This is a genomic window from Arthrobacter phoenicis (assembly GCF_047238215.1).
Lineage (GTDB): Bacteria > Actinomycetota > Actinomycetes > Actinomycetales > Micrococcaceae > Arthrobacter.
The window spans coordinates 1,393,082-1,412,933 of sequence record NZ_JBDFMK010000001.1; the positions used below are offsets into that span (position 1 = coordinate 1,393,082).

A 19,852-nucleotide genomic window follows, 5' to 3' on the forward strand; every position below is an offset into this window, starting at 1 on the left:
CAAGTCATTGGAGATTTCCGTGCCCTCCCACTTCCACGGCGTCATACCGCCCGTCGTCACTCCCCGCCACGCCGACGGCAGCATCGACACCGCGTCACTCCAAAACGTCACCAGACACCTTCTGGACGGCGGCGTCTCCGGGCTGTTCGTTCTCGGATCCTCCGGCGAAGTGCCCTACCTGACCAACGCCGAACGGGAACTGGTCGTCACGACCATCGCTGACGCCAACGCCGGAGCGGTACCCCTGATCGTCGGCGCCAACGAACAAACCACCCACCGTGTCATCGAGGAAGCCAAAAAGGTCATCGACCTCGGCGCCGACGCCATCGTGGTGACCTCGATGTACTACGCCATCGGCAATGTCGAAGAAACCGAAACCCACTTCCGCAGCGTCCACGCCGCCATCGACAAGCCGATCTTCGCCTACGACGTTCCGGTCCGCACGCACTTCAAACTCCCCACAGACCTGCTCGTCCGGCTCGGCCGCGACGGCGTCATCGCCGGCGTCAAAGACTCCTCCGGCGACGACGTCGGGTTCCGTCAGCTGTTGCTGGCCGCCAAGGACATCGAGAACTTCGACATCTTCACCGGCCACGAAGTCGTCGTTGACGGCGCCCTCCTGGGAGGGGCGCAGGGCGTCGTACCCGGCCTCGGAAACGTAGACCCACGCGGCTACCGCACCCTCGTGGACGCAGCCGCCGCCGGAGACTGGGCAAAAGCCGCCGCCGAGCAGGACCGCCTGGCCGACCTCTTCGAGATCGTCTACACCCCCAATGGACGCGTTTCCGGAGGGGCGGCCGGGCTGGGAGCCTTCAAGACCGCACTGCAGGTCATGGGCGTCATCGAGTCCAACACCATGAGCGCACCCATGCTGTCCCTGAACGAGGAAGAGACCCTGGCGATCAAGGTAATCCTCGAACGCAACGGCCTGGTCTAAACAAGGAGGGCTGATTGTGCTGCACGCCATCGGGATTGACCTGGGAGGCACGAAAACAGCGGTTGGTATCGTCTCGGCCGCCGGCCGGGTCCTTTTCTCCGAGGAAATCCCGACCCGGAACCGTGACGGCGCAGCTGCCATCCTCGATGCGACCGCCGCGGCGGTTGTGGAAATATCCCGCTACGCGGCCAATCTGGGCCTGACGATTGACGGTGTCGGCATCGGTTCGGCCGGCGTCATTGACCCTGTCCAGGGTTCAGTGACGTCGGCAACCGATGCTATCCGCGGGTGGACCGGAACCCGGTTGACGGAAGAACTGGCGGCCCGGCTGGGGTTGCCCGCACCGGCCGTGCGGGCGACCAATGATGTGCACGCACACGCGCTCGGCGAGGCATGGACCGGAGCCGCAGCAGGGACAACAAGTTCCCTGCTCGTGGCCTTCGGCACCGGCGTCGGCGGCAGCTTTGTCCTCAACGGGGCGCCGGTGCCCGGACACCGCTTCGTCGGCGGACACGTCGGACACTTCGCCTCCCCCATCGCCGTCTATGCCGGAGAACCGCTCCCCTGCGTCTGTGGAGGGCATGGGCACGTCGAGGCCATCGCATCAGGGCCCGCCATCCTTGATCACTTCAGAAGACTCAGCGGCGAACCGGCGGCTGATGCCCGGGCCGTGTTCGCCTTGGCGTCGGCGGGGAACGAAGCAGCAGCAGTCGCGGTGAGGGCCGGGGCATCCGCGGCCGGCCAGGCCGTGGGTGGGCTCTCCAACATCCTGGACCCGGAAAAAGTAGTGATCTCTGGTGGGCTCGCATCGGCCGGTCCAATGTGGTGGGAACCCATGGAAACCGCGCTTAGAGCGGAACTACTCCCTGTTCTGACAGCCCTCCCGGTGCAGCGCGCGGAGTTGGGAAACGCAGCCGCTGTCATCGGGGCGGCCAGCCTGATACTCAAAGACAACCCACGAAGCGGAATGATGCAGAAATGATTTTGACTCCCGCCGGCCTGGCTGCCCTCGAAGGCCGCCTCATCGTCTCCTGCCAGGCCTACCCGGGGGAACCGATGCGCGACCCCGGGACAACCGCCCAAGTCGCGGCCTCAGCCGTCCTCGGGGGCGCCGCGGCGGTGCGGGTCCAAGGCCTTGCGGACATTCAATTCACCCGCACTGCGGTCGAAGCGCCCGTCATAGGCCTATGGAAAGACGGTCACGACGGAGTCTTCATCACCCCGACGCTGCGCCACGCCCTGGCCGTGGCGAACGCCGGCGCCCACGTCGTAGCCGTTGACGGCACCCGCCGTCAACGGCCGGACCACCTCAGCCTGACCGACACCATTGCAGAAATTCATCACAACTCCCACGCGTTGGTGATGGCAGACTGCGGCTCGCTCGAAGACGCTGTCCACGCCGCCGGGTCCGGTGCGGACCTCATCGGAACGACCCTGGCCGGTTACACCGGTGAACGGCCCAAAACATCGGGACCGGACCTGCAACTGCTCGACGACATCGCCCGGGCCGACCTCGGCGTGCCGCTGATCGCGGAAGGCCGGATCCATACACCGGCCCAGGCCCGTCAGGCACGGGAAGCCGGCGCCTTCGCCGTCGTCGTCGGGACGGCCATCACGCACCCGGCAACGATTACGGGCTGGTTTGTGGACGCCCTCTCGTGAAATCACCACCCACAGTGACCGACGCGTATTTAGTGGATGGTGTCCTCCTCACAGACGGGGCAGAACTGGCTGAGGCCACCGTTGCGGTCGCTGATGGACACATCGAATACGCCGGACCCAGCGAAGGGCTAAGCCCAAGCCTGAGGTCCAGATATACGACACTGCCGTTGCCGGCGGACGCAATCATTCTTCCCGGACTCATCGACCTCCACTGCCACGGGGCCGTCGGGGGTGACTTTCCCGGCGGCGACACGGGCTCCGTCCAGGCAGCCGTGGAATTCCTGCACCGCAGCGGCACCACCACCCTCCTCGCGAGCCTGGTCACCGCTGACAGACCTGACCTTCTCCGGGCAGCAGAAACCCTTCGCCCGCTGGCCGAAGAGGGACTCATCGCGGGCATTCACGCGGAAGGACCATTCCTCGCATCCGCACGGTGCGGCGCGCAGGATCCCCGTTTCCTGCTCGATCCCGACATAGGACTGGCAGAGGAGCTGGTCCGCCGCTCCGGCGGCCACCTGCGCACCATGACCTATGCGCCGGAACTTCCGGACGCGGCCCACCTAGTGAAGGCTCTGACCCGCCTGGGAGTAACCCCGTCTCTGGGCCACACAGACGCCGACGCGGCCACCGCAGCGGCATCCCTCACGGCGGCCGCTAGTGATCTGGCAACTGTCTTTCCCGGCTCCGCCAGGCGCCCGACAGTGACCCACCTCTTCAATGGCATGCCCCCGCTTCACCACCGCACTCCGGGCCCGGTATCAGCGTGCCTGCGCCTCGCCGCAGAGGGCGTCATCGCCGTCGAGCTGATCGCCGACGGCGTCCACCTGGACCCGGAAACGGTCCGCATGGTTTTTTCCACGGCAGGAGCCGCCAACATTCTGTTGGTGACGGACTCAATGTCCGCGACCGGGCTCCCGGACGGGGACTACGAGTTGGGGCCCGCTGCGGTCCGCGTATCCGCCGGAGAGGCACGCCTGAAGTCTGATAACTCTCTGGCCGGCGGAACTGCCACCCTGCTTGATGTTGTCCGCCGCACGGTCGCGGCAGGTGTATCCCCTGCCGCTGCCGTGTTATCGGCCACTGCCGTCCCGGCAGGTGTCCTTGGGCTGGGGACCAGCGTTGGCAGCCTGAGGGCGGGGATGAAGGCTGACGTCCTGGTCACAGACGGGCAGTTGAGCCCGGTCATGGTCATGCGCGCGGGCAAAGTTCTCACTCCGCCAACACGCTGAGCGGTCAGAACGAGCTGAGCGGATTCCGGGGCCGCGGGCGTCACCGCCGGTGTTCAGGCAAAAGGCGCCGCGACCCGCACCGCTACGGGGCCGGTCGACAAGTATTTGGCTGCGGCTTCGTCGGCAACGACCGTGACGTGGGAGTGCCGCTGCATGATCGAAGCGGGGCAGTCGGGGGTCACCGGGCCATGCAACGCCCGCTCCAGAATCTCGGCTTTGTCGTCTCCGGAAACCACCATCAGAAGGTGCCGGGCCTCCATAATTGTGCCAAGCCCCTGCGTGATGCACCGTTCCGGGACTTCCTCCGCAGAGGCGAAGTAGCGGGCGTTGGCTTGACGGGTACGTTCGGTAAGTTCTTCTACGCGGGTGCGCGAGTCGAGCGCAGATCCCGGTTCATTGAAGGCGATGTGACCGTTATGCCCGATCCCAAGAATCTGCAGGTCGACGCCCCCGGCACGTCCAATGGCGGCATCGAACTGTTCGGCGGCCAGATGCGGGTCCGGCGCGGAGCCGTCAGGCACAAAAACATTCTCCGGATGGAGGCCCAAACGTTGAGTGACCTCACGGTGGATGACTGCGGCATAGCTTTGCGGATGGCCTACAGGCAAACCCACGTACTCATCCAGTGCGAACGCACGCACGCCCGACAGATCCAGGTGATGGCGGCCCAGCGCTTCATAAACCGGGATCGGGGACCCTCCCGTGGCAACCCCCAGGACCGCAGTCGGCTTACTGCGAATTACCGCAGCGACAATGCCCGCAGCCACGGCACCCGTATCGGTCGGTGCTGGTACGACGAAGATTTCCATGACTGAGAGCTTCCTGTTTTTAACGACAGCGATTGGTTAAACGGTGGCACAGCAAACATCCCCGACGGGCGCGAGCCTGTGGGAATAGAGTGAGGGAGAGCGGGGTCCTATGCGGAGGCGACGTCTTTGAGTTTGCGGCGGATTCCGTCGAAGTGCCGCTGCAGCCGCTCGGACGCCAAAGCCTTATCTTTCCGGGCGACCGCATCGTAAATATCCCAGTGAATTTTGACCTGCTCGTCGAGATTCACCGGCCCGGAACCCAACGCCTCGTGGATCTGCCGGTACACCTGCCAGAACACGTCCATAAGATTGATCAGAAGATCGTTGTTGAGCGGCGCGTACAGGCGGCGGTGGAATTCGGCGTCCTGCTCGACCAGCAGCCCCCCCTCGGCCGCAGCCTTCTGCATCGCCTCCATGGTCTCGCGCAAAGCCTCCAAATGCTCATCGGTCAGAAGATCGATCGCGGAGCCGATCAACCCCGACTCCAGCGCCTGCCGGACATCGATCAACTCCATGGCCTCTTCACCGCGGTGCCCCAATGAAAGCCGGCCGCGGAACGTCAGGCCCGACACGAGCGCACTGAAATTGTTCGGAGCGACGAACATTCCAAACCCATGACGGATTTCGATGACTCCAAGGGCCTGCAAGACTTTGAGCGACTCACGAATGGTGTTCCGTCCGACCCCGAGCTCAGCCGACAGCTCGCTCTCGGTGGGCAGGGCATCACCCACATCCAGACCGCGTTCCAGGATCAGCTCCATAATGCGCGTCTGCAAGGCCTGCGAACGGATCTGTGCACTGAATCTTGCCGGGGAAACCGTAGTGGGTGCCGGGGTCACGTCATCTCCTTCGACCGCACGTTGATGACGGTCACATCCCCTACTATACAGAGATGGGACGTCCTTTGTCCTAGGGGAAAGTGGATTTCGTCTGAATTTACTCCAGGCACCCTTATCCAACCCCCACTACGCAGGACACCCCCGACCAGGCCTTCGGGCACCCACCGTCTTCCGGAGTTTAGATGCCCCTTGTAGACCTTCCCCTGGACCAGCTGCAAAACTACACCTCATCGACGCAGGAACCTGCCGACTTCGACGACTTTTGGGAGAAAACGCTCGCGGAAACGCGCTCACACGCTCTGGACGTCACGTGCCTGCCGGTAGAAAACATGCTGCCGTTGATCGACAGCTTCGATGTGTCCTTTGCCGGGTACGGCGGCGACCGCATCCGGGCCTGGCTTCACCTGCCCGCATCGCGCCGCCCCGGTGAAACGCTCCCGGCAATCGTGCAGTACATCGGTTACTCGGGCGGCCGCGGCCTGGTTCAACAAGATACGACCTGGGCGCAGGCAGGATATGCGCAGTTCATCATGGACACCCGGGGGCAAGGCTACGGAGGGATTTCCGGAGCCACTCCGGACCCCCACCCCTCCGCCGGAGAAGTTGGGTATCCGGGGGTTATGACGCGTGGGCTGTCCTCGCGGGAGGATTACTACTACCGCAGGCTCTACACGGACGCATTCCGGGCAGTCGAGGCTGTCCAGAGCCTTGCGCCGATCGACGAAGAAGCAATCGTTTTGGCAGGAATCAGCCAGGGAGGAGCCTTGGCCATCGCCACCGCTGGACTCGCGGCCACCCGACTAAGGGGAATCCGGGCCGTCCTGACGGATGTGCCATTCATGCAGGACCTTCCCAGAAACATCGACCTGGCCCAAAACGGCCCCTACCCTGAAATCAGCAGATTTCTCTCACGGCACCGTGACCGACAAGCCCAGGCTTATGAAGTGCTGGACTACTTCGACGGCGTCCACTTCAGCCGGCGGGCGACAGCTCCAGCGCTTTACTCGGTAGCCCTGCGCGACGACGTCTGCCTGCCTTCAACAGTTTTCGCTTCGTACAACGCCTACGGGACATCACACGTAACGAGCGGCGGGGCAGCGACCACAAAATCTATTGAGGTCTACCCTTTCAATGGCCACGAAGGGGGTCAGGAACACCATTGGGTTCGACAGCTGACCTACTTGGCTGCGCTGCTTCGGGGGTAGGGCCGAGGCCGTGTTGAGTTATGGGCGCAGCAACTTTCCCGAACAAATCTCTTTCGCCGCCATTGGCCGGGAAGCGCGACTCAAGCGTCGCCGGGGCAGCCTGCACTTGCTTTGACGCTCTACGAGGAGCGCCCCGGCCGGAGCCAAGGGGCGGCGAGGTACTTGTGTCCTTCCGGGGCCTCGAATACCCGAGTTGCGCCGGGACTTTTAACGGCCAGCCCACAAGCCCGGCCCTGCATCATGCCCGTCTTTCGGGCCGCTCGGGAAAAAGCGGCGCCCCCCAAAGCGACTGTTGTTGCTGGGGCCGGAAGGTCCCGAGCGCGGCGCTCCTGACGTCGGCTGCCACGACGCGTACGGGACTCCTATCCGGGTTGGCTATGTCTGCCGGACGAGCTACGCCCGAGTCCAGGGCGGTACACCCGTGCTGGTGCCGGGGTGGTCATGGATTCCGCCAGCGAGGTTGCCATCAACGGCGTTTCCCCCGATGGCGGAGCGGCCAGGCCCGGCATTGGGCTCGTCCTCACCTTTCATCTGGCGGACCTCCGATTTAAGAATGCGCATTGACTGGCCTAGGCTGCGGGCCATGCCCGGCAGCTTTGGCGCCGCGAAAAGCACCATAGCCAGGACGATAATGATGATGAGATGCCAGCCTTCGAGTCGCATATCGGACTCCTTTCCAATAGTCATCCTACGTCCTATATCTAAGGACGACTAGCCCTCCGCCCGCGCACTTTCGACGAGGGAAGTGTTGACGGCGGCGCCGTCTAAGGGCTGCAGCCAGCTCGCAGGCGGACGATGGTTTTCCTCGTGATCCCCTTGATGTAGCTCTAGTTGGCTGCCCCTACGCGGGCGTCACCCGAACATTTGGGAACCAGCCTTCAGGGGCCCTTTTGGGTTCGAGGTGTTCTGGGTCCCGGTGTTTTTGCATGTCGCACTTGTAGAAAGGACCGCGGGGATCCAGGAGTACGCTCATGTGGTGGTCGGCATGGTCTCTGAACCAGACACTGATGCCCGTCGCTCCGTCGAGCCGGAGGTGTTCCCAGGCGCGCCACAGGGCTTCTATCCGGCTGACGGCTTCCGGGTGGAAGTACCACTCGGTACACCATTTAGCTGCGCGGCCGTCCACGTCGCGGACGTACGTTGGCAGTAGTTGCTCGTGGAGAAACTCTTCGGCCGAGCCGTAGACCAGTTCCGGTGCCTTTTGGTCCTCCGAAGGAGCATCTCCCGGCGTTTCAGGGTCGAGGGAGCCGAAGCGTCCGATTTCGGTAGTCATTTCAGGTTCTCCTAGCAAGTGACCCAAGGGTTGGAGCCCGTAGCGGCAGCGGCCGGCACAGGTTCTTCTTCGGTAAGCGGGCTGTACCGCCTTATGGATGCCTCAACGGCGTCCTTATGTGCTCCGGTGTACCAGGGCATGGTGCGGACCAGGGTGGCGGGGGCGCCGGAGGTCAGGACGACGGCGCGGCCGCGGTCCAGCTCTGCGAGGTTGGAGACGTCGAAGATCCGTTCCTTCCCTTCCTGGCGGGAGCGGCTGGACCCGGATTTGCCGGAGCTGATGGAGACATTGGTGTAGCTGTAGTCCCCGATCAGGTCCGAGAGGGCGCGGAGGAAGCCTTCTTCGGCGACGCCGCCCCGTAGACCTTGACGTTGGCGGCGGACCAGATTTTCCGCATGTTCGCCTCACCCCAGAGTTCTACGCCCTGGGACCAGGACTGCAGGATGCCCATGACGATCAGACCTTTGGATCCGTAGTGGCTGAACTGGTCCGGCAGGCCGGCCCAGCGGACGACGTTTGCCAGCTCGTCCAGGGCGAAGAGCGTCGGCTTGGTGAGACGTCCGCCGCTGCGCTCTGCCCGTTCTTCCATGGCTTCTGCGATGGCGACGGTCAAGGCTGTGGTGAGCGGGGCGGCGGAGCCGGCACCTTCCTTGGAGAGGATGTAGATCGTTTCCTGGGACGCGGCGAAGGCGTGGGGGTTGAACTGCCAGCGGGGGTCCATGGCAACCGTGGCCCCTCCGGTGGGGGCGACCCAGCGGAGGGTGTTGCGGCTCTTGAGGCACTGGATCATCTTCTCGGCGGTGCCGAAGATGCCGTCGCGCTGCTTATCCGCAAGTTTCAGCGTGGACTCCAAGCCGCGGTACTGCAGCTCGTAGTCGTGCTCTTTCAGGATCTCGATTGATTCCTGACTAACCTGCTCGGTGACCCAGAAATAGACCTGCGTAATCGGCAGGCCGCCAAGGGCGGCGGCGAGGAAGTAAGAGGAGAGGAGGGGATGTCCTCGGCTTTGGGGTCGAAGTAAGCGTCCGGCTTGGAACCCGGGACGCGGGAGCCGACTGAGAAGTGCTGGGTGAGCTTGTAGGCCTTCTCTTCGTCGGTGACGTAGGAGAGCGGGTTCCACCACCAGTCCAGTTCTTCCTGGGCGATCTTCTGCGGGTCAAAGACCCACACGGGGCGGTGGCTCCGCGGACGCCGCGGGTGCCGTCGACGACGTCGCGCTTGTTCGAGGTCGAGACGACCGCGCCAGGTGCTTCCAGGATCGCCGGCATTACCCGGGAGGTGGACTTACCGGTTCGGGGTCCCCAGATATCGAGGCTGAGGTCTTCCCAAGACTGGATGAAGGTTTGTCCGGTGGAGACGACCTTGCCCACGACGATGCCCGGCTTGCCGGCGACGCCCAGCCGGTTGGCGGTGGCTCGGGCGCCCTTTTCGGAGAACGCGGTGAGGTTCTTACCGCGGCCGAGGTACCGGGCAGCTTTGTCGACCCGGGCACGCTTGGAAGCGCCCTTCCGCCAAGCCCAGAACACGAGGATCGCCAGGGCGAGGACCAGGCCGGCCATGACGGCCACGACGACGGTCGCCTGGGCCGGCAAGATGACTTTGCCCTTCACTAGGCCGGCGATCAGGTCAATCGGGTGTCCTAGCGGGGTCGGCAGGCCGGCCATCCACGACCCGATGTGCACGGCGGCGTACGCGCCGCCGCCGAAGACGACGATGAAGCCGATGGCAAGCCAGACCAGGACGGCGTCTCCAAAGCCCATGCCCTTAAGGTTCGGTGCGCTCACAGGGCTCCTCCTGTCGCGGGCCGCTCCGGGGCTGCCGCGTCCATTAGGGGGAACGCGGGTTCGTGCCAGCGGGTGTTTGTGTCGTTCAAGCCCTCGGCCCGCTCGATGGAGGTCAAGCCGATCTGGACGGGGATTCCCGGACGGCCGCCGACCTTGATGAGGAACTTTGCTGAGCGCGTTTTCGTTGCGCCGGTTTTTCGCGGGACCACACCGCAATAGATACTGGGGCAATGAATACTCACAGCGCTCTCGATCGTGAGAACGCGAACCACCCGCCGGCGATGCCGGAGGTTCCCGCTCAGATGCGCGCGGTGCTCAACGGCATTCCGGCGATGGTGGCCTACTGGGACGCGGAGCTGCGGAACCGGCTGGCCAACGACGCCTACCTGTCCTGGTTCGGCGTCGACGCCGAGCAACTCTATGGGATGCACATCCAGGAGCTGCTGCACAAGGACGTCTATGAGGCGAACCGCGGATACATCGCAAAGGTCCTCGACGGCGAGGCCCAGCTGTTCAAGCGCACGCTCACCGATTCCGCCGGCGGCACCCGCCACACCGAGGTCTCCTACATGCCGGACGAGCGCGACGGCGCCGTCCAGGGCTTCTTTGTCATGGTCACCGACGTCACCGAGCGGGTCCTGGCCGAGCACCGGCAGCGCCGCGACACGGACCGCTACCGCGCCCTGGCCGGCAGCATTCCCGGTGTCTTCGTCCTGCTCTTCGACGCGGATCTGCGCTACCTGATCGCCGAGGGCCAGGAGTTGCACGCTTTCGGGTACCGCTCGGAGGAACTGGAGGGCCACCGCATCCATGATGTGCTGGAGGGCTGGCTGGCCGAGGAGCTGGAACCGCGCTACCGGGCCGCACTTGCCGGCGAGGAGGTTGCCTGGACCCGACGGATCGGCGCCCGCACCTACCGGCTCAAGGCCGGCCCGGTCACCTCCGACGGCGCCACCGCCGGCATGGTGGTGGCCGTGGACATCACCGAGCGGCTGCAGCAGGAACAGACCTGGGCCGCGCTGCACGAGATCGCCACCGCCGTGGCCCGCAACGCCGCCCCCGAGGACATCTCGGTGCAGCTGGCCTTCATCCTTCGAGACCTCTTCGCCGTCGACTCGGCCGCCGTCGTCCGGTTCACCGGGCCCCTGTCCGCCGAGATCGTGGCCATGGCGCCCGCCCTGCCGCCCACGCTCAGCAGGGAACACAACTTCGCACTGACGGACAACTCCGCTACAGTGCGGGTGGCGGTCACCGGCAAGCCGGCCCTCGTCACCTACGGTACCGAGAGCGGCGGGGTCGCGGAGGAGCAGATGCTCGCCGGTGGATTCCGCTCCGCCGCGGCCGCCCCGATACGGGTGCACGGCAGCCTCTGGGGCGTGGTGACCCTAACCTCCAAGTCCAGCACCGGCGTCACCGCGGCCATGCTGGAGCGGCTGGCGCAGTTCGCGGAACTGGTGGAGATCGCCATCGGCAACACCGAGGCCCGGGTCCAGCTGGAACGCCAGGCCACCACAGACGAACTCAGCGGACTGCCCAACCGCCGCTCCCTGGAGCAGCACCTGGCCCGCGAGATCGAGCGGGCGGCCGCCCGCGGCACCCGGCTCAGCGCCGTCGTGCTGGACATCGACCACTTCAAGAAGGTCAACGACACATTCGGGCATCTGATGGGCGACGTGGTGCTGGCCGACGTCGCGGCCCGGCTGCGGGCGGTGGCGCGCAAGGACGAGATCGTGGCCCGATTCGGCGGCGAGGAATTCGTCTGGCTGCTGCCGGAGACGGACGGGGCGGAGGCGCTGCTGGCGGCGGAACGGGCCCGGGTGGCGATCGGCTCCGAGCCGTTCGGCGACCTCGGGCACATCACCGTCTCCGCGGGTGTCTGCGAGCTGTCCGACGCCGGCAGCCGGGGCCTGCTGGCCTGCGCGGACCGGGCGCTGTACACGGCCAAGCACGCCGGCCGCGACCGCAGCGAGCGCTACGGCGCGGCCGGCTGACCGCCGGGGCGCCTGACCGACGGCCCGCCGTCGGCAGTACACGTTAGACGAATGCGGACTTCCCGGTCACGGCACGGGCCACGATCATCGAGTTGATCTCGTAGCTGCCCTCGTAGGTGTAGAGGATCTCGGCGTCGCCGAAGAGCTTGGCCATTTCGAAGTCGGTGGTGATGCCGTTGCCGCCCAGCAGTGAGCGCCCCATCGCCACGGAGGAACGGGCCAGCCGGGTGGTGGTGGACTTGGCCATGGCGGCCTGCACCATCTCCAGTTTGCCGTCCTGCTGGATCCGCGCCAGCTGCGCCATCAGGGCCAGGGAGACACTGGCGTTGCCCAGGATCTCGGCCAGCTGCTGCTGGACCAGCTGAAACCGGGCCAGTTCCCGGCCGAACTGGAACCGCTCCAGCGCGTAGGCCCGGGCAATGTCGAACGCCGCAAGCTGGATGCCGGCGCCCTGCCAGCCCACCCAGGCCCGGGAGTCGCGCAGCAGGTCGTTGGCGCGGGAGAAGCTGGTGGCCCCCGGCAGGAGGTTTTCGGCCGGGATGCGCACCTCGTCGAGGACGATGTCCGCGTTCTGCATGATCCGCAGGCCGATCTTGTTGGAAATCTTGGTGGCGGTGTAGCCGGGCCGGTCCGTCTCGACGATGAAGCCCTTGATCTGCTGGTCCGCCTCGTCCCTGGCCCAGACCAGCGCGAAGTCCGCGATCGTGCCGGCGCCGATCCAGCGCTTGGCGCCGCTGATCACCCACTCCGAGCCGTCCCGCCGCGCCGTCGTCGCCAGCCCGCCGGCGATGTCCGAGCCGTGGTCCGGCTCGGTCAGGGCGAACGCGCCCAGCTGGGTGAAGGCGGTCAGCCCGGGCAGCCAGCGGGCCTTCTGTTCCTCGGACCCGAGCTCGTCGATCATCCCCACGATCAGTTCGTTGTGGATGCCCACCAGCGCCGAGAGCGAGACGTCGGCCCGGGCCACTTCCACGTACATCAGGCCCTTGAACAGCTTCGAGGTCCCGTCCGTCTGGATCCCGCCAAGGCCGTGCTTGCCCAGTTCGGAGAGCAGGCCGAAGGGGAACTCCTCCCGGTTCCAGTAGTCGATCGACGCGGCGCGGATCCGGCTCTGCAGGAACTCCCGGATTTCCTCGTAGCGGGCCCGTTCCTCCGGGGGCAGGAGATCCACGATGTACATGAGGTCCGCGTCCGGAAACGGCGGCGTTCCGGTGGCTGATCCGTCGACACTTCGTTGTGGCTGCACGGGCACGTATCCCTTCGTCGGGTGCCGCCGGCGGCGGCGCAGGCTCTTCCAAACCCTTGGATGTCCTAGTATATTGCACAGTGATATTCGTCACTAGGGGGCGCCGGGAATCGCGGCCCTCCCGGTGGCGGTGGATTGCCCGGCCAACGGCGGCCGCCACTGGACCGCCGGGCCGCAACCGGCTGCGAAAGGTGCACCCATGACCGTGACTGACGAATTCCGGGCCGCGAGGGACAGGCTGCTGGCCCTGCGCGGGGACTATGAGGCCGCCCGGGAGGAGTTCGAATGGCCGCGGTTCGAGGAATTCAACTTTGCCCTGGACTGGTTCGACCGGATCGCCGCGGACCCGGAGCGCGGCGCGAGGCCGGCACTGGTGATTGTGGACCAGGACGGCTCCGCCACCCGCCGCAGCTTCGCGGACCTCTCGGCCCGCTCCGCCCAGGTGGCCAACTGGCTCCGGGCGCAGGGCATCCGCCGCGGGGACCGGATGATCATCATGCTGGGCAACCAGGTGGAGCTCTGGGAACTCATGCTCGCCGGGATCAAGCTGGGGATTGTCATGATCCCCACCACCACGCTGATGGGCCCGGCGGACCTGCGCGACCGCGTGGAGCGCGGCGGGGCCGGCTGGGCTGCCGTCGGCAGTGCCAACATCGGCAAGTTCGACGGCGTCCCCGGGGACTACCGACTGATCGAGATCGGCACGGACACCGGAGATGCAGGCACGGAGGGCGGGACTTCCGACGATGTGAACAGAGACGCGCTGCAGTACGCCGACGCCGACGACGCCCCGCTGGAGTTCGCCCCGGACGCGCCCACCAAGGCCGACGAGACGCTGCTGCTCTACTTCACCTCCGGCACCACCTCCAAGGCCAAGCTGGTGGAGCACACCCACACCTCCTACCCGGTGGGCCACCTGTCCACCATGTTCTGGATCGGCATGGAACCGGGCGACGTGCACCTGAACGTCGCCTCCCCCGGCTGGGCCAAGCACGCCTGGTCCAACGTCTTCACGCCCTGGATCGCCGAGGCCTGCGTCTTCATCTACAACTACGACCGCTTCGACGCTAAGGCCATGATGGAGCAGATGGACCGCGAAAAGGTCACCAGCTTCTGCGCCCCGCCCACGGTCTGGCGGATGCTGATCCAGGCCGACCTCACCCTGTTGAAGAACCCACCCACCAAGGTGGTCTCCGCCGGCGAACCGCTCAACGCCGAGGTCATCGACCAGGTCAACCGGGCCTGGGGCCAGACCATCCGGGACGGCTTCGGCCAGACCGAGACCACCGTGCAGATCGCGAACACCCCGGGCCAGCCGATCAAGATCGGCGCCATGGGCAAGCCGCTGCCGGGCTACGACGTGGTCCTGGTCGACCCGGCCACCGGAGAGGAGGGCGACGACGGCGAGCTGTGCCTGCGCCTGGATCCCCGGCCGGTGGGCCTGATGAAGGCTTACTACGGCGACCCGGAGAAGACCGCCGAGGCCTTCCGCGACGGGTACTACCACACCGGCGACATGGCCAGCCGGGACGAGCGCGGCATCATCACCTATGTGGGCCGCGGCGATGACGTGTTCAAGTCCTCGGACTACCGGCTCTCCCCGTTTGAACTCGAGAGTGTCCTGATCGAACACCCCGCGGTGGCCGAGGCCGCCGTTGTCCCCTCCCCCGACGCCCTCAAGCTCTCCGTCCCCAAGGCCTTCGTGGTGCTGGCCGCCGGCCACGAGCCGGGCCCGGAACTGGCCGAGGACATCCTGCGCTACTGCCGCGACCACCTTGCCCCGTTCAAGCGGATCCGCCGGCTGGAGTTCGCCGAGCTGCCCAAGACCATCTCCGGCAAGATCCGCCGGGTGGAGCTGCGGCACAGCGAAGAACTCCGGCACGGCAACGGCACTCCGCCGGAGGGACTGGGCACGGAGTACACCGAGGCGGACTTCCCTGGGCTGAAGGGCTAGCCGTGGTGGGCGCCCCGCTGCCGCGCGATCCGATTGCCGATGCCCGGCGGAACTGGGAACGGCACGGCTGGTCCGACGTCGCCGCCCCCATGGCGGCGATCACCGCGATCATGCGCACCCAGCAGATCCTGCTGGCCCGGATCGAGGCGGTGCTCAAGCCGTTCGGGCTGACATTTGCCCGGTACGAGCTGCTGGCCCTGCTCAGCTTCGCCCGCAGCGGGGCCCTGCCCATGAACAAAGCCAGCGCCCTGCTGCAGGTCCACCCCACCTCGGTGACCAACGCCGTGGACCGGCTGCAGGACGCCGGCCTGGTGCTCCGCTCGCCGCACCCCACCGACGGGCGCACCACCCTGATCGAGCTCACCTCGGGCGGGCGGACGCTGGCGAAGCGGGCGACGGCGGCGCTGAACGCGGAGGTGTTCGCGCAGTCCGGCTTCGGCCCCGAGGACGTGGACGAGCTGATCCGGATCCTCGGCGACTTCCGCCGCGGCGCCGGAGACTTCACGGCCTCCTAGGGAGCGGTGGACGGGGAGGGGCGGCAGCACCGCGGACCCCTAGACTGGATTGACGACCGGATTCCGCCCCCGCGACGAGCTGCCCAAGGAGAGCCGCATGGACTACGACGAATCGTTCTGGGACGAACGGTACCGGCAGCACGGCCTCCACGGTTCGGTCTGGAGCGGCCAGCCCAATCCCCAGCTCGTGGCCGAGGTGGCGGAGCTGGAACCGGGCTCCGCGCTCGACGTCGGCGCGGGGGAGGGGGCCGACGCCGCCTGGCTGGCCCGGCACGGCTGGCGGGTGACCGCCGTCGATATTTCTTCCGTGGCGCTTTCCCGCGCCGCCGACGCCGTCCGGGACGATCCGGCCACGGCCTCCCGCATCACCTGGCAGCACGCGGACCTGACGGTGGCCCCGCCGCCGGCCGGGACGTTCGATCTGGTCACCGCCCAGTACCTGCACCTGCCGCCGGAGCAGCGCCCGGACGTGTACCAGCGCCTCGCCGCCTCGGTGGCTCCCCGGGGGACCCTGCTGATCGTCGGCCACCACCCCTCGGATCTGGAGACCACCGTGCGCCGGCCCTCCCTGCCGGGGCTGCTGTTCACCGCCGAGCAGATCGCCGCGGAACTGGACGGGGAGGACTGGGAAGTCGTCACCTGCGCGGCACGGGCCCGGGCGGCGTCCGACGCCGAGGGCACGCCGGTGACGGTGCACGATGCGGTGCTGCGCGCCCGCCGGAGGCCCTGAGGCAAGCCCGGCCCGCCGCTTCGTCCATCCGCGCGGCGTCAGCGGGAGAGTGCGCCACCCGGCCCGAGGTCACCGGAGCCTGAGTCACCGGAGCCAAGGTCCCCGGAGCCGCGCCCAAAGGAGCCGCTCCATTGTTCCCAGTCCGCCGGATTCACGGACGGCCTGCCCAGGTGGTAGCCCTGCGCCGCGGCCATCCCCAGCGCGGTGACTGCCCTCAGTTCGGCATCCGTCTCCACCCCTTCGGCCAGCAAGGAGGCGCCGATCTCGGCCGCGAATCCCACCATGGCGGCGCCCAGGGCGCGGTGGGCGGTCTCGGAGTCGATGTCCCGGACGATGGCGCGGTCCAGCTTGATCAGGTCCGGCGTGAGCTTGATGATGTGCCGCATCGAGGCGAAGCCCGAGCCGGCGTCGTCGATCGCCACCCGCAGGCCCGCCGCCCGCAGCGGGGCCAGCGCATTGGAGAGGGCGGCGTAGTCGTTGACCTCCTGGCGCTCGGTCACCTCGATCACCACCCGGGCGGGTGCGATCGGCGTCTGCCACAGAAGCTCGTGCACGGCGGGATCGAGGCAGGCCTCCGGGGAGAGGTTGACCGCCACGTACAGCTCCGCCGGGAGGCGCCGGGCAGCCCGCAACGCCGTACGCAGTGCCAGCAGCTCGAGTTGCACCCCGAGCCCCACGGAGGACGCCTGGACGAACCACGCCTCGGGCGAGGTGCCCTCGGAGGCGGGGAAACGGCTGAGCGCCTCGACGCCGATCACCCGGCCTGAGGCGAGGCAGCGGATGGGCTGGAAGGCGGTGACGAGCCGGTCTGCGGCGAGCTGCTCGGAGACCCGGCGGCGCACTTGTTCCGTCTCGTAGGCGGTAGACGGAAGGTCCTCGACGGCGCGCGCCATACCCTCAAAGCCGGCGAGGTTCCCCGCGTCGTCGAGGACGGCCTCCCCCGTCACCTCCATCAGGACGCCGGTGCCGTTGCGGTGCCGGCAGACCAGCACCAGCCCGGTGAAGGTCCGGTCGTCACCGACGGCCGGCTGGGTCCGCAGCGCCGTCGCAAGTTCGGAGGGGTCCAGGACCAGCCCAATGGGGCTGCCCACGAGCTCCTCCGGGGCGTAGCCGGTGAGCTGTTCGCACATGGGGCTGGAGAAGGTGATGGAGCCGGCGCTGTCCACGGCCCAGAGCCACTCCCGGCTGACCCGGAGCATGGTGCGGACCTGGCGGGAGGAGCGGGTGGCCTGGAGCCGCTCGACGCGGCGGTCGCGGGTGATGCGCAGGGCCGAGTAGACCACGATCGGGACGAAGGAGAGCATCACCGCGTCGAGCACCCACTGCCAGCGCTCCGTGTCCCCCGGCGGCTCGATGCCCAGCAGGGAGGGGATGCGGACCACCAGGGCGAGGACCAGGTCGGTGGCCACGATGAGGCCCAGCCACGCACCGGGCGGCAGCCCCATCCGGGTCTGCGGCCGTGATCGGTGGCGTGCCTGATCCGGCTGCCTGACCTTAGCTATGTCGTCCCCCTCCAACCCAAAGTTGCGGCAATCTTGTCATATGTAGGCAAGATTGCCGGAACGGCGCGGCCCGGTTTGGAAAACGTTCACCAACGCGGTCCGGCCTGACCCCGTCGATTGCGACGGGCCGTCAGGCCGGATAGGGGGCGGTGCGGGCGCTTAGGCCAGGATGTCCTCAAGTTCGGCGGCGCTGATCCCGGCGGCGAGGCCGAGACCGGACCGGTCGGCGCCGGCCTGGTCGGCGGCGCGGACGGCGGTGGCGAGGGCCGCCTGAGCGGCGTCCATCTCCCACTGCAGGCTCTCCAGCCGGCCGGAGGCGGCGCGGACGGCGGCCAGCGGGTCGACGACGGGGGCGACGTCCTGGCGGAAGCCACAGGGGCAGACCCATTCACCCAGGCCGGTGTGGAACTGCGCCCACGGCAGCGAGGCGTCGGGTCCCGGAGACATGATCATCTCGGCGCCGCAGTGCGACGGCGCCGCGGAGGCGGCGGTCCGCTCCTTGGCCTTCGGGGTGTCGTGACCGGCGAAAGCCTCGTCCACGTTCACAGTAAAGTCAGCCACCGGAGCCTGGGCGGCCTTCGGGGCCACTGCCGTTCCGCTTGCCGCTGCGCCGCGGCCGGAGTCCGGTTCTTCGGAGGTCTTGCGTTCGATTACAGCAGTCATTCGATCCATCGCCTCTAGATAGCTAGCTAATTACCTAGCTAGACTATCTAGTTTTCTAGCTTTGTCCAGCAGAGACGAGATCGGGATGTTCGGCATCCACCGTATCAACTGCGTCGCGCATCCGCTGCAGGAAGACAGTGACGGCCTCAGCCTGTTGGGGCGTGAGCGACTCGGCCACCTCGATCATGCGCTGATGCATCTGACTGAGCGTATGCCGCACCTCTTCGTCGGCTCCGGGAGTGGGCCGGAGGATAATGGCGCGGCGGTCAACAGGATGCGGTTCGCGGGTGACGTACCCGCCGCTGACCATACGGTCCACCAGTGCCGTCATGGACGCCGATGTCATGCCCAGGCGTGCGGCGAGCTCCTTGGGGCGGGTGCCATGCCCGGCCTTCTCGGCGTCGAGCAGGTACCGCAGGGCCAACAGGTCCGTCTCCCCCATCGCCATGGAGGAGCGGGTCCGGCGGCGCATGGCCGTCTCCGAGGCCCGGTATTCCCTGAGGGCATTCAGGACACGCACGGCGGTGGCGCGTCGGCTTTCGCTGGTCGGGTACCAGTAACCATCTCCGGCACCAAGACGTTTCATCCGAATTCCTTCGATCGCCTAGTTGTAAGACTGTCTAAAGAATACAGACTAGCCGAGATCTGCCGCCCGTTCCAGACCGCCGCCCCGGCCGCCCGGAAACGGCAAAGCCGCCCCGCTGTGACAGCGGGGCGGCTTCGGGCGTTACGCGGAGCGTCAGCGGTGGGTGAAGTCCGGCTGCCGCTTCTCGCTGAAGGCCGCCATGCCCTCTTTCTGGTCCGCCGTGGCGAACAGGGAGTGGAAGATGCGGCGTTCGAACAGGACACCCTGGGCCAGGCCGGTCTCGAAGGCCGCGTTAACCGCCTCCTTGGCCACCATGGCCACCGGCTTGGACTTCGACGCGATGACCTCGGCGGCCTTCAGGGCCTCCGCCACGACGTCGTCGGCCGGGACCACCCTGGAGACCAGCCCGGAGCGCTCGGCCTCGGCGGCGTCCATCATGCGGCCGGTGAGGACCATGTCCATCGCCTTGGCCTTGCCCACGGCACGGGTGAGCCGCTGCGAACCGCCCATGCCCGGGATCACGCCCAGGTTGATTTCGGGCTGGCCGAACTTGGCATTGTCCCCGGCGATGATGAAGTCGCACATCATGGCCAGCTCGCAGCCGCCGCCGAGCGCGAAGCCGGAGACGGCGGCGATCAGCGGGATCCGCAGCCGGGTCATGTCCTCCCAGCCGCGGAACCAGTCCGAGGCGTACATCTCCATGTAGCCCTTGGACTGCATCTCCTTGATGTCCGCGCCGGCGGCGAAGGCCTTGGCGGAGCCGGTGAGCACGACGGCGCCCACCTCCGGGTCGGTATCCATGGCCGTGACGGCCGAGACCACTTCGTCCAGGGTGGCCTTGTTCAGGGCGTTGAGCGCCTGCGGCCGGTTGAGCGTCACGAGGCCCACGCGGCCGCGGCGCTCCACCAGAATGTTTGCGTAGTCGGTCAT

At 67.0% G+C, this 19,852-nt stretch carries 20 protein-coding genes and 1 pseudogene; 9 read left to right on the forward strand and 12 right to left on the reverse strand.

Annotated elements, in window-relative coordinates; all coding sequences use genetic code 11:
* Window positions 1-19 precede the first annotated feature (19 nt).
* The 4 genes from ABC337_RS06405 to ABC337_RS06420 are packed head-to-tail and all read left to right on the forward strand — an operon-like array spanning window position 20 to window position 3,828.
* Window positions 20-937 (forward strand): dihydrodipicolinate synthase family protein, encoded by a 918-nt coding sequence (locus tag ABC337_RS06405; protein WP_412884685.1) that lies wholly within the window; start codon window positions 20-22, stop codon window positions 935-937.
* A gap of 16 nt (window positions 938-953) precedes the next feature.
* A complete protein-coding gene (locus ABC337_RS06410) occupies window positions 954-1,919 on the forward strand; it encodes an ROK family protein (RefSeq protein ID WP_412884684.1) in 966 nt (321 codons plus the stop codon).
* Window positions 1,916-2,599, forward strand: coding sequence for an N-acetylmannosamine-6-phosphate 2-epimerase (locus ABC337_RS06415; RefSeq protein ID WP_412884683.1), 684 nt, complete (start codon window positions 1,916-1,918; stop codon window positions 2,597-2,599). Before ABC337_RS06410 ends, ABC337_RS06415 begins: the two co-directional genes overlap by 4 nt.
* On the forward strand, window positions 2,596-3,828 hold the full coding sequence (locus tag ABC337_RS06420) for an N-acetylglucosamine-6-phosphate deacetylase (protein WP_412884682.1): 1,233 nt from the start codon (window positions 2,596-2,598) through the stop codon (window positions 3,826-3,828). The genes ABC337_RS06415 and ABC337_RS06420 overlap by 4 nt, the downstream gene beginning before the upstream one ends.
* A 53-nt stretch (window positions 3,829-3,881) precedes the next feature.
* Here ABC337_RS06420 and ABC337_RS06425 read toward each other — a convergent pair whose 3' ends face one another.
* Together ABC337_RS06425 and ABC337_RS06430 are read right to left on the reverse strand one after the other, a co-directional pair.
* Window positions 3,882-4,637, reverse strand: coding sequence for a glucosamine-6-phosphate deaminase (locus ABC337_RS06425; protein WP_412884681.1), 756 nt, complete (start codon window positions 4,635-4,637; stop codon window positions 3,882-3,884).
* Window positions 4,638-4,744: 107 nt separating this feature from the next.
* Window positions 4,745-5,476, reverse strand: a complete 732-nt coding sequence (locus ABC337_RS06430) for a FadR/GntR family transcriptional regulator (protein ID WP_412884680.1) — start codon at window positions 5,474-5,476, stop codon at window positions 4,745-4,747.
* A gap of 182 nt (window positions 5,477-5,658) precedes the next feature.
* On the opposite strand from ABC337_RS06430, the gene ABC337_RS06435 reads away from it, so the two are divergent.
* Entirely contained in the window at window positions 5,659-6,681 is a 1,023-nt protein-coding gene (locus ABC337_RS06435; protein WP_412884679.1) for an acetylxylan esterase, read from the forward strand.
* Window positions 6,682-7,074: 393 nt separating this feature from the next.
* Here ABC337_RS06435 and tatA read toward each other — a convergent pair whose 3' ends face one another.
* From tatA to ABC337_RS06460, 5 genes and pseudogenes are all read right to left on the reverse strand, one after another.
* On the reverse strand, window positions 7,075-7,344 hold the full coding sequence (gene tatA, locus ABC337_RS06440; RefSeq protein ID WP_412884678.1) for a Sec-independent protein translocase subunit TatA: 270 nt from the start codon (window positions 7,342-7,344) through the stop codon (window positions 7,075-7,077).
* 178 nt (window positions 7,345-7,522) lie between these two features.
* Window positions 7,523-7,954 (reverse strand): DUF4913 domain-containing protein, encoded by a 432-nt coding sequence (locus ABC337_RS06445; RefSeq protein WP_412884677.1) that lies wholly within the window; start codon window positions 7,952-7,954, stop codon window positions 7,523-7,525.
* 310 nt (window positions 7,955-8,264) lie between these two features.
* Window positions 8,265-8,807 carry a type IV secretory system conjugative DNA transfer family protein gene (locus ABC337_RS06450; RefSeq protein ID WP_412884676.1) on the reverse strand — a complete coding sequence of 181 codons (543 nt, stop codon included), beginning with the start codon at window positions 8,805-8,807 and terminating at the stop codon, window positions 8,265-8,267.
* A 55-nt stretch (window positions 8,808-8,862) separates the two neighbouring features.
* On the reverse strand, window positions 8,863-9,738 hold the full coding sequence (locus ABC337_RS06455; protein ID WP_412884675.1) for a hypothetical protein: 876 nt from the start codon (window positions 9,736-9,738) through the stop codon (window positions 8,863-8,865).
* Window positions 9,735-9,905, reverse strand: a pseudogene (locus ABC337_RS06460) (ATP/GTP-binding protein); the annotation flags it as partial. The pseudogene ABC337_RS06460 and the gene ABC337_RS06455, both read right to left, overlap by 4 nt.
* Before the next feature lie 63 nt (window positions 9,906-9,968).
* On the opposite strand from ABC337_RS06460, the gene ABC337_RS06465 reads away from it, so the two are divergent.
* Entirely contained in the window at window positions 9,969-11,729 is a 1,761-nt protein-coding gene (locus ABC337_RS06465) for a sensor domain-containing diguanylate cyclase (protein ID WP_412884674.1), read from the forward strand.
* Between the two features lie 43 nt (window positions 11,730-11,772).
* On the opposite strand, the gene ABC337_RS06470 is transcribed toward ABC337_RS06465, so the two are convergent.
* Complete coding sequence (locus tag ABC337_RS06470) at window positions 11,773-12,906, reverse strand: acyl-CoA dehydrogenase family protein (protein ID WP_412884979.1); 1,134 nt, start codon at window positions 12,904-12,906, stop codon at window positions 11,773-11,775.
* A gap of 265 nt (window positions 12,907-13,171) precedes the next feature.
* On the opposite strand from ABC337_RS06470, the gene ABC337_RS06475 reads away from it, so the two are divergent.
* The 3 genes from ABC337_RS06475 to ABC337_RS06485 are packed head-to-tail and all read left to right on the forward strand — an operon-like array spanning window position 13,172 to window position 16,171.
* Window positions 13,172-14,926, forward strand: a complete 1,755-nt coding sequence (locus ABC337_RS06475; RefSeq protein ID WP_412884673.1) for an AMP-binding protein — start codon at window positions 13,172-13,174, stop codon at window positions 14,924-14,926.
* A gap of 5 nt (window positions 14,927-14,931) precedes the next feature.
* Window positions 14,932-15,441 carry a MarR family winged helix-turn-helix transcriptional regulator gene (locus ABC337_RS06480; protein ID WP_412884978.1) on the forward strand — a complete coding sequence of 170 codons (510 nt, stop codon included), beginning with the start codon at window positions 14,932-14,934 and terminating at the stop codon, window positions 15,439-15,441.
* A gap of 49 nt (window positions 15,442-15,490) precedes the next feature.
* On the forward strand, window positions 15,491-16,171 hold the full coding sequence (locus ABC337_RS06485) for a class I SAM-dependent methyltransferase (RefSeq protein WP_412884672.1): 681 nt from the start codon (window positions 15,491-15,493) through the stop codon (window positions 16,169-16,171).
* Between the two features lie 38 nt (window positions 16,172-16,209).
* On the opposite strand, the gene ABC337_RS06490 is transcribed toward ABC337_RS06485, so the two are convergent.
* The 4 genes from ABC337_RS06490 to ABC337_RS06505 all read right to left on the reverse strand — a co-directional run bounded on the left by ABC337_RS06490 (window position 16,210) and on the right by ABC337_RS06505 (window position 19,852).
* Entirely contained in the window at window positions 16,210-17,616 is a 1,407-nt protein-coding gene (locus tag ABC337_RS06490) for a sensor domain-containing phosphodiesterase (RefSeq protein ID WP_412884671.1), read from the reverse strand.
* A 216-nt stretch (window positions 17,617-17,832) separates the two neighbouring features.
* Entirely contained in the window at window positions 17,833-18,336 is a 504-nt protein-coding gene (locus ABC337_RS06495; protein WP_412884670.1) for a hypothetical protein, read from the reverse strand.
* A 55-nt stretch (window positions 18,337-18,391) separates the two neighbouring features.
* Window positions 18,392-18,922 carry a MarR family winged helix-turn-helix transcriptional regulator gene (locus tag ABC337_RS06500; RefSeq protein ID WP_412884669.1) on the reverse strand — a complete coding sequence of 177 codons (531 nt, stop codon included), beginning with the start codon at window positions 18,920-18,922 and terminating at the stop codon, window positions 18,392-18,394.
* A gap of 153 nt (window positions 18,923-19,075) precedes the next feature.
* On the reverse strand, window positions 19,076-19,852 hold the full coding sequence (locus ABC337_RS06505) for an enoyl-CoA hydratase (protein ID WP_412884668.1): 777 nt from the start codon (window positions 19,850-19,852) through the stop codon (window positions 19,076-19,078).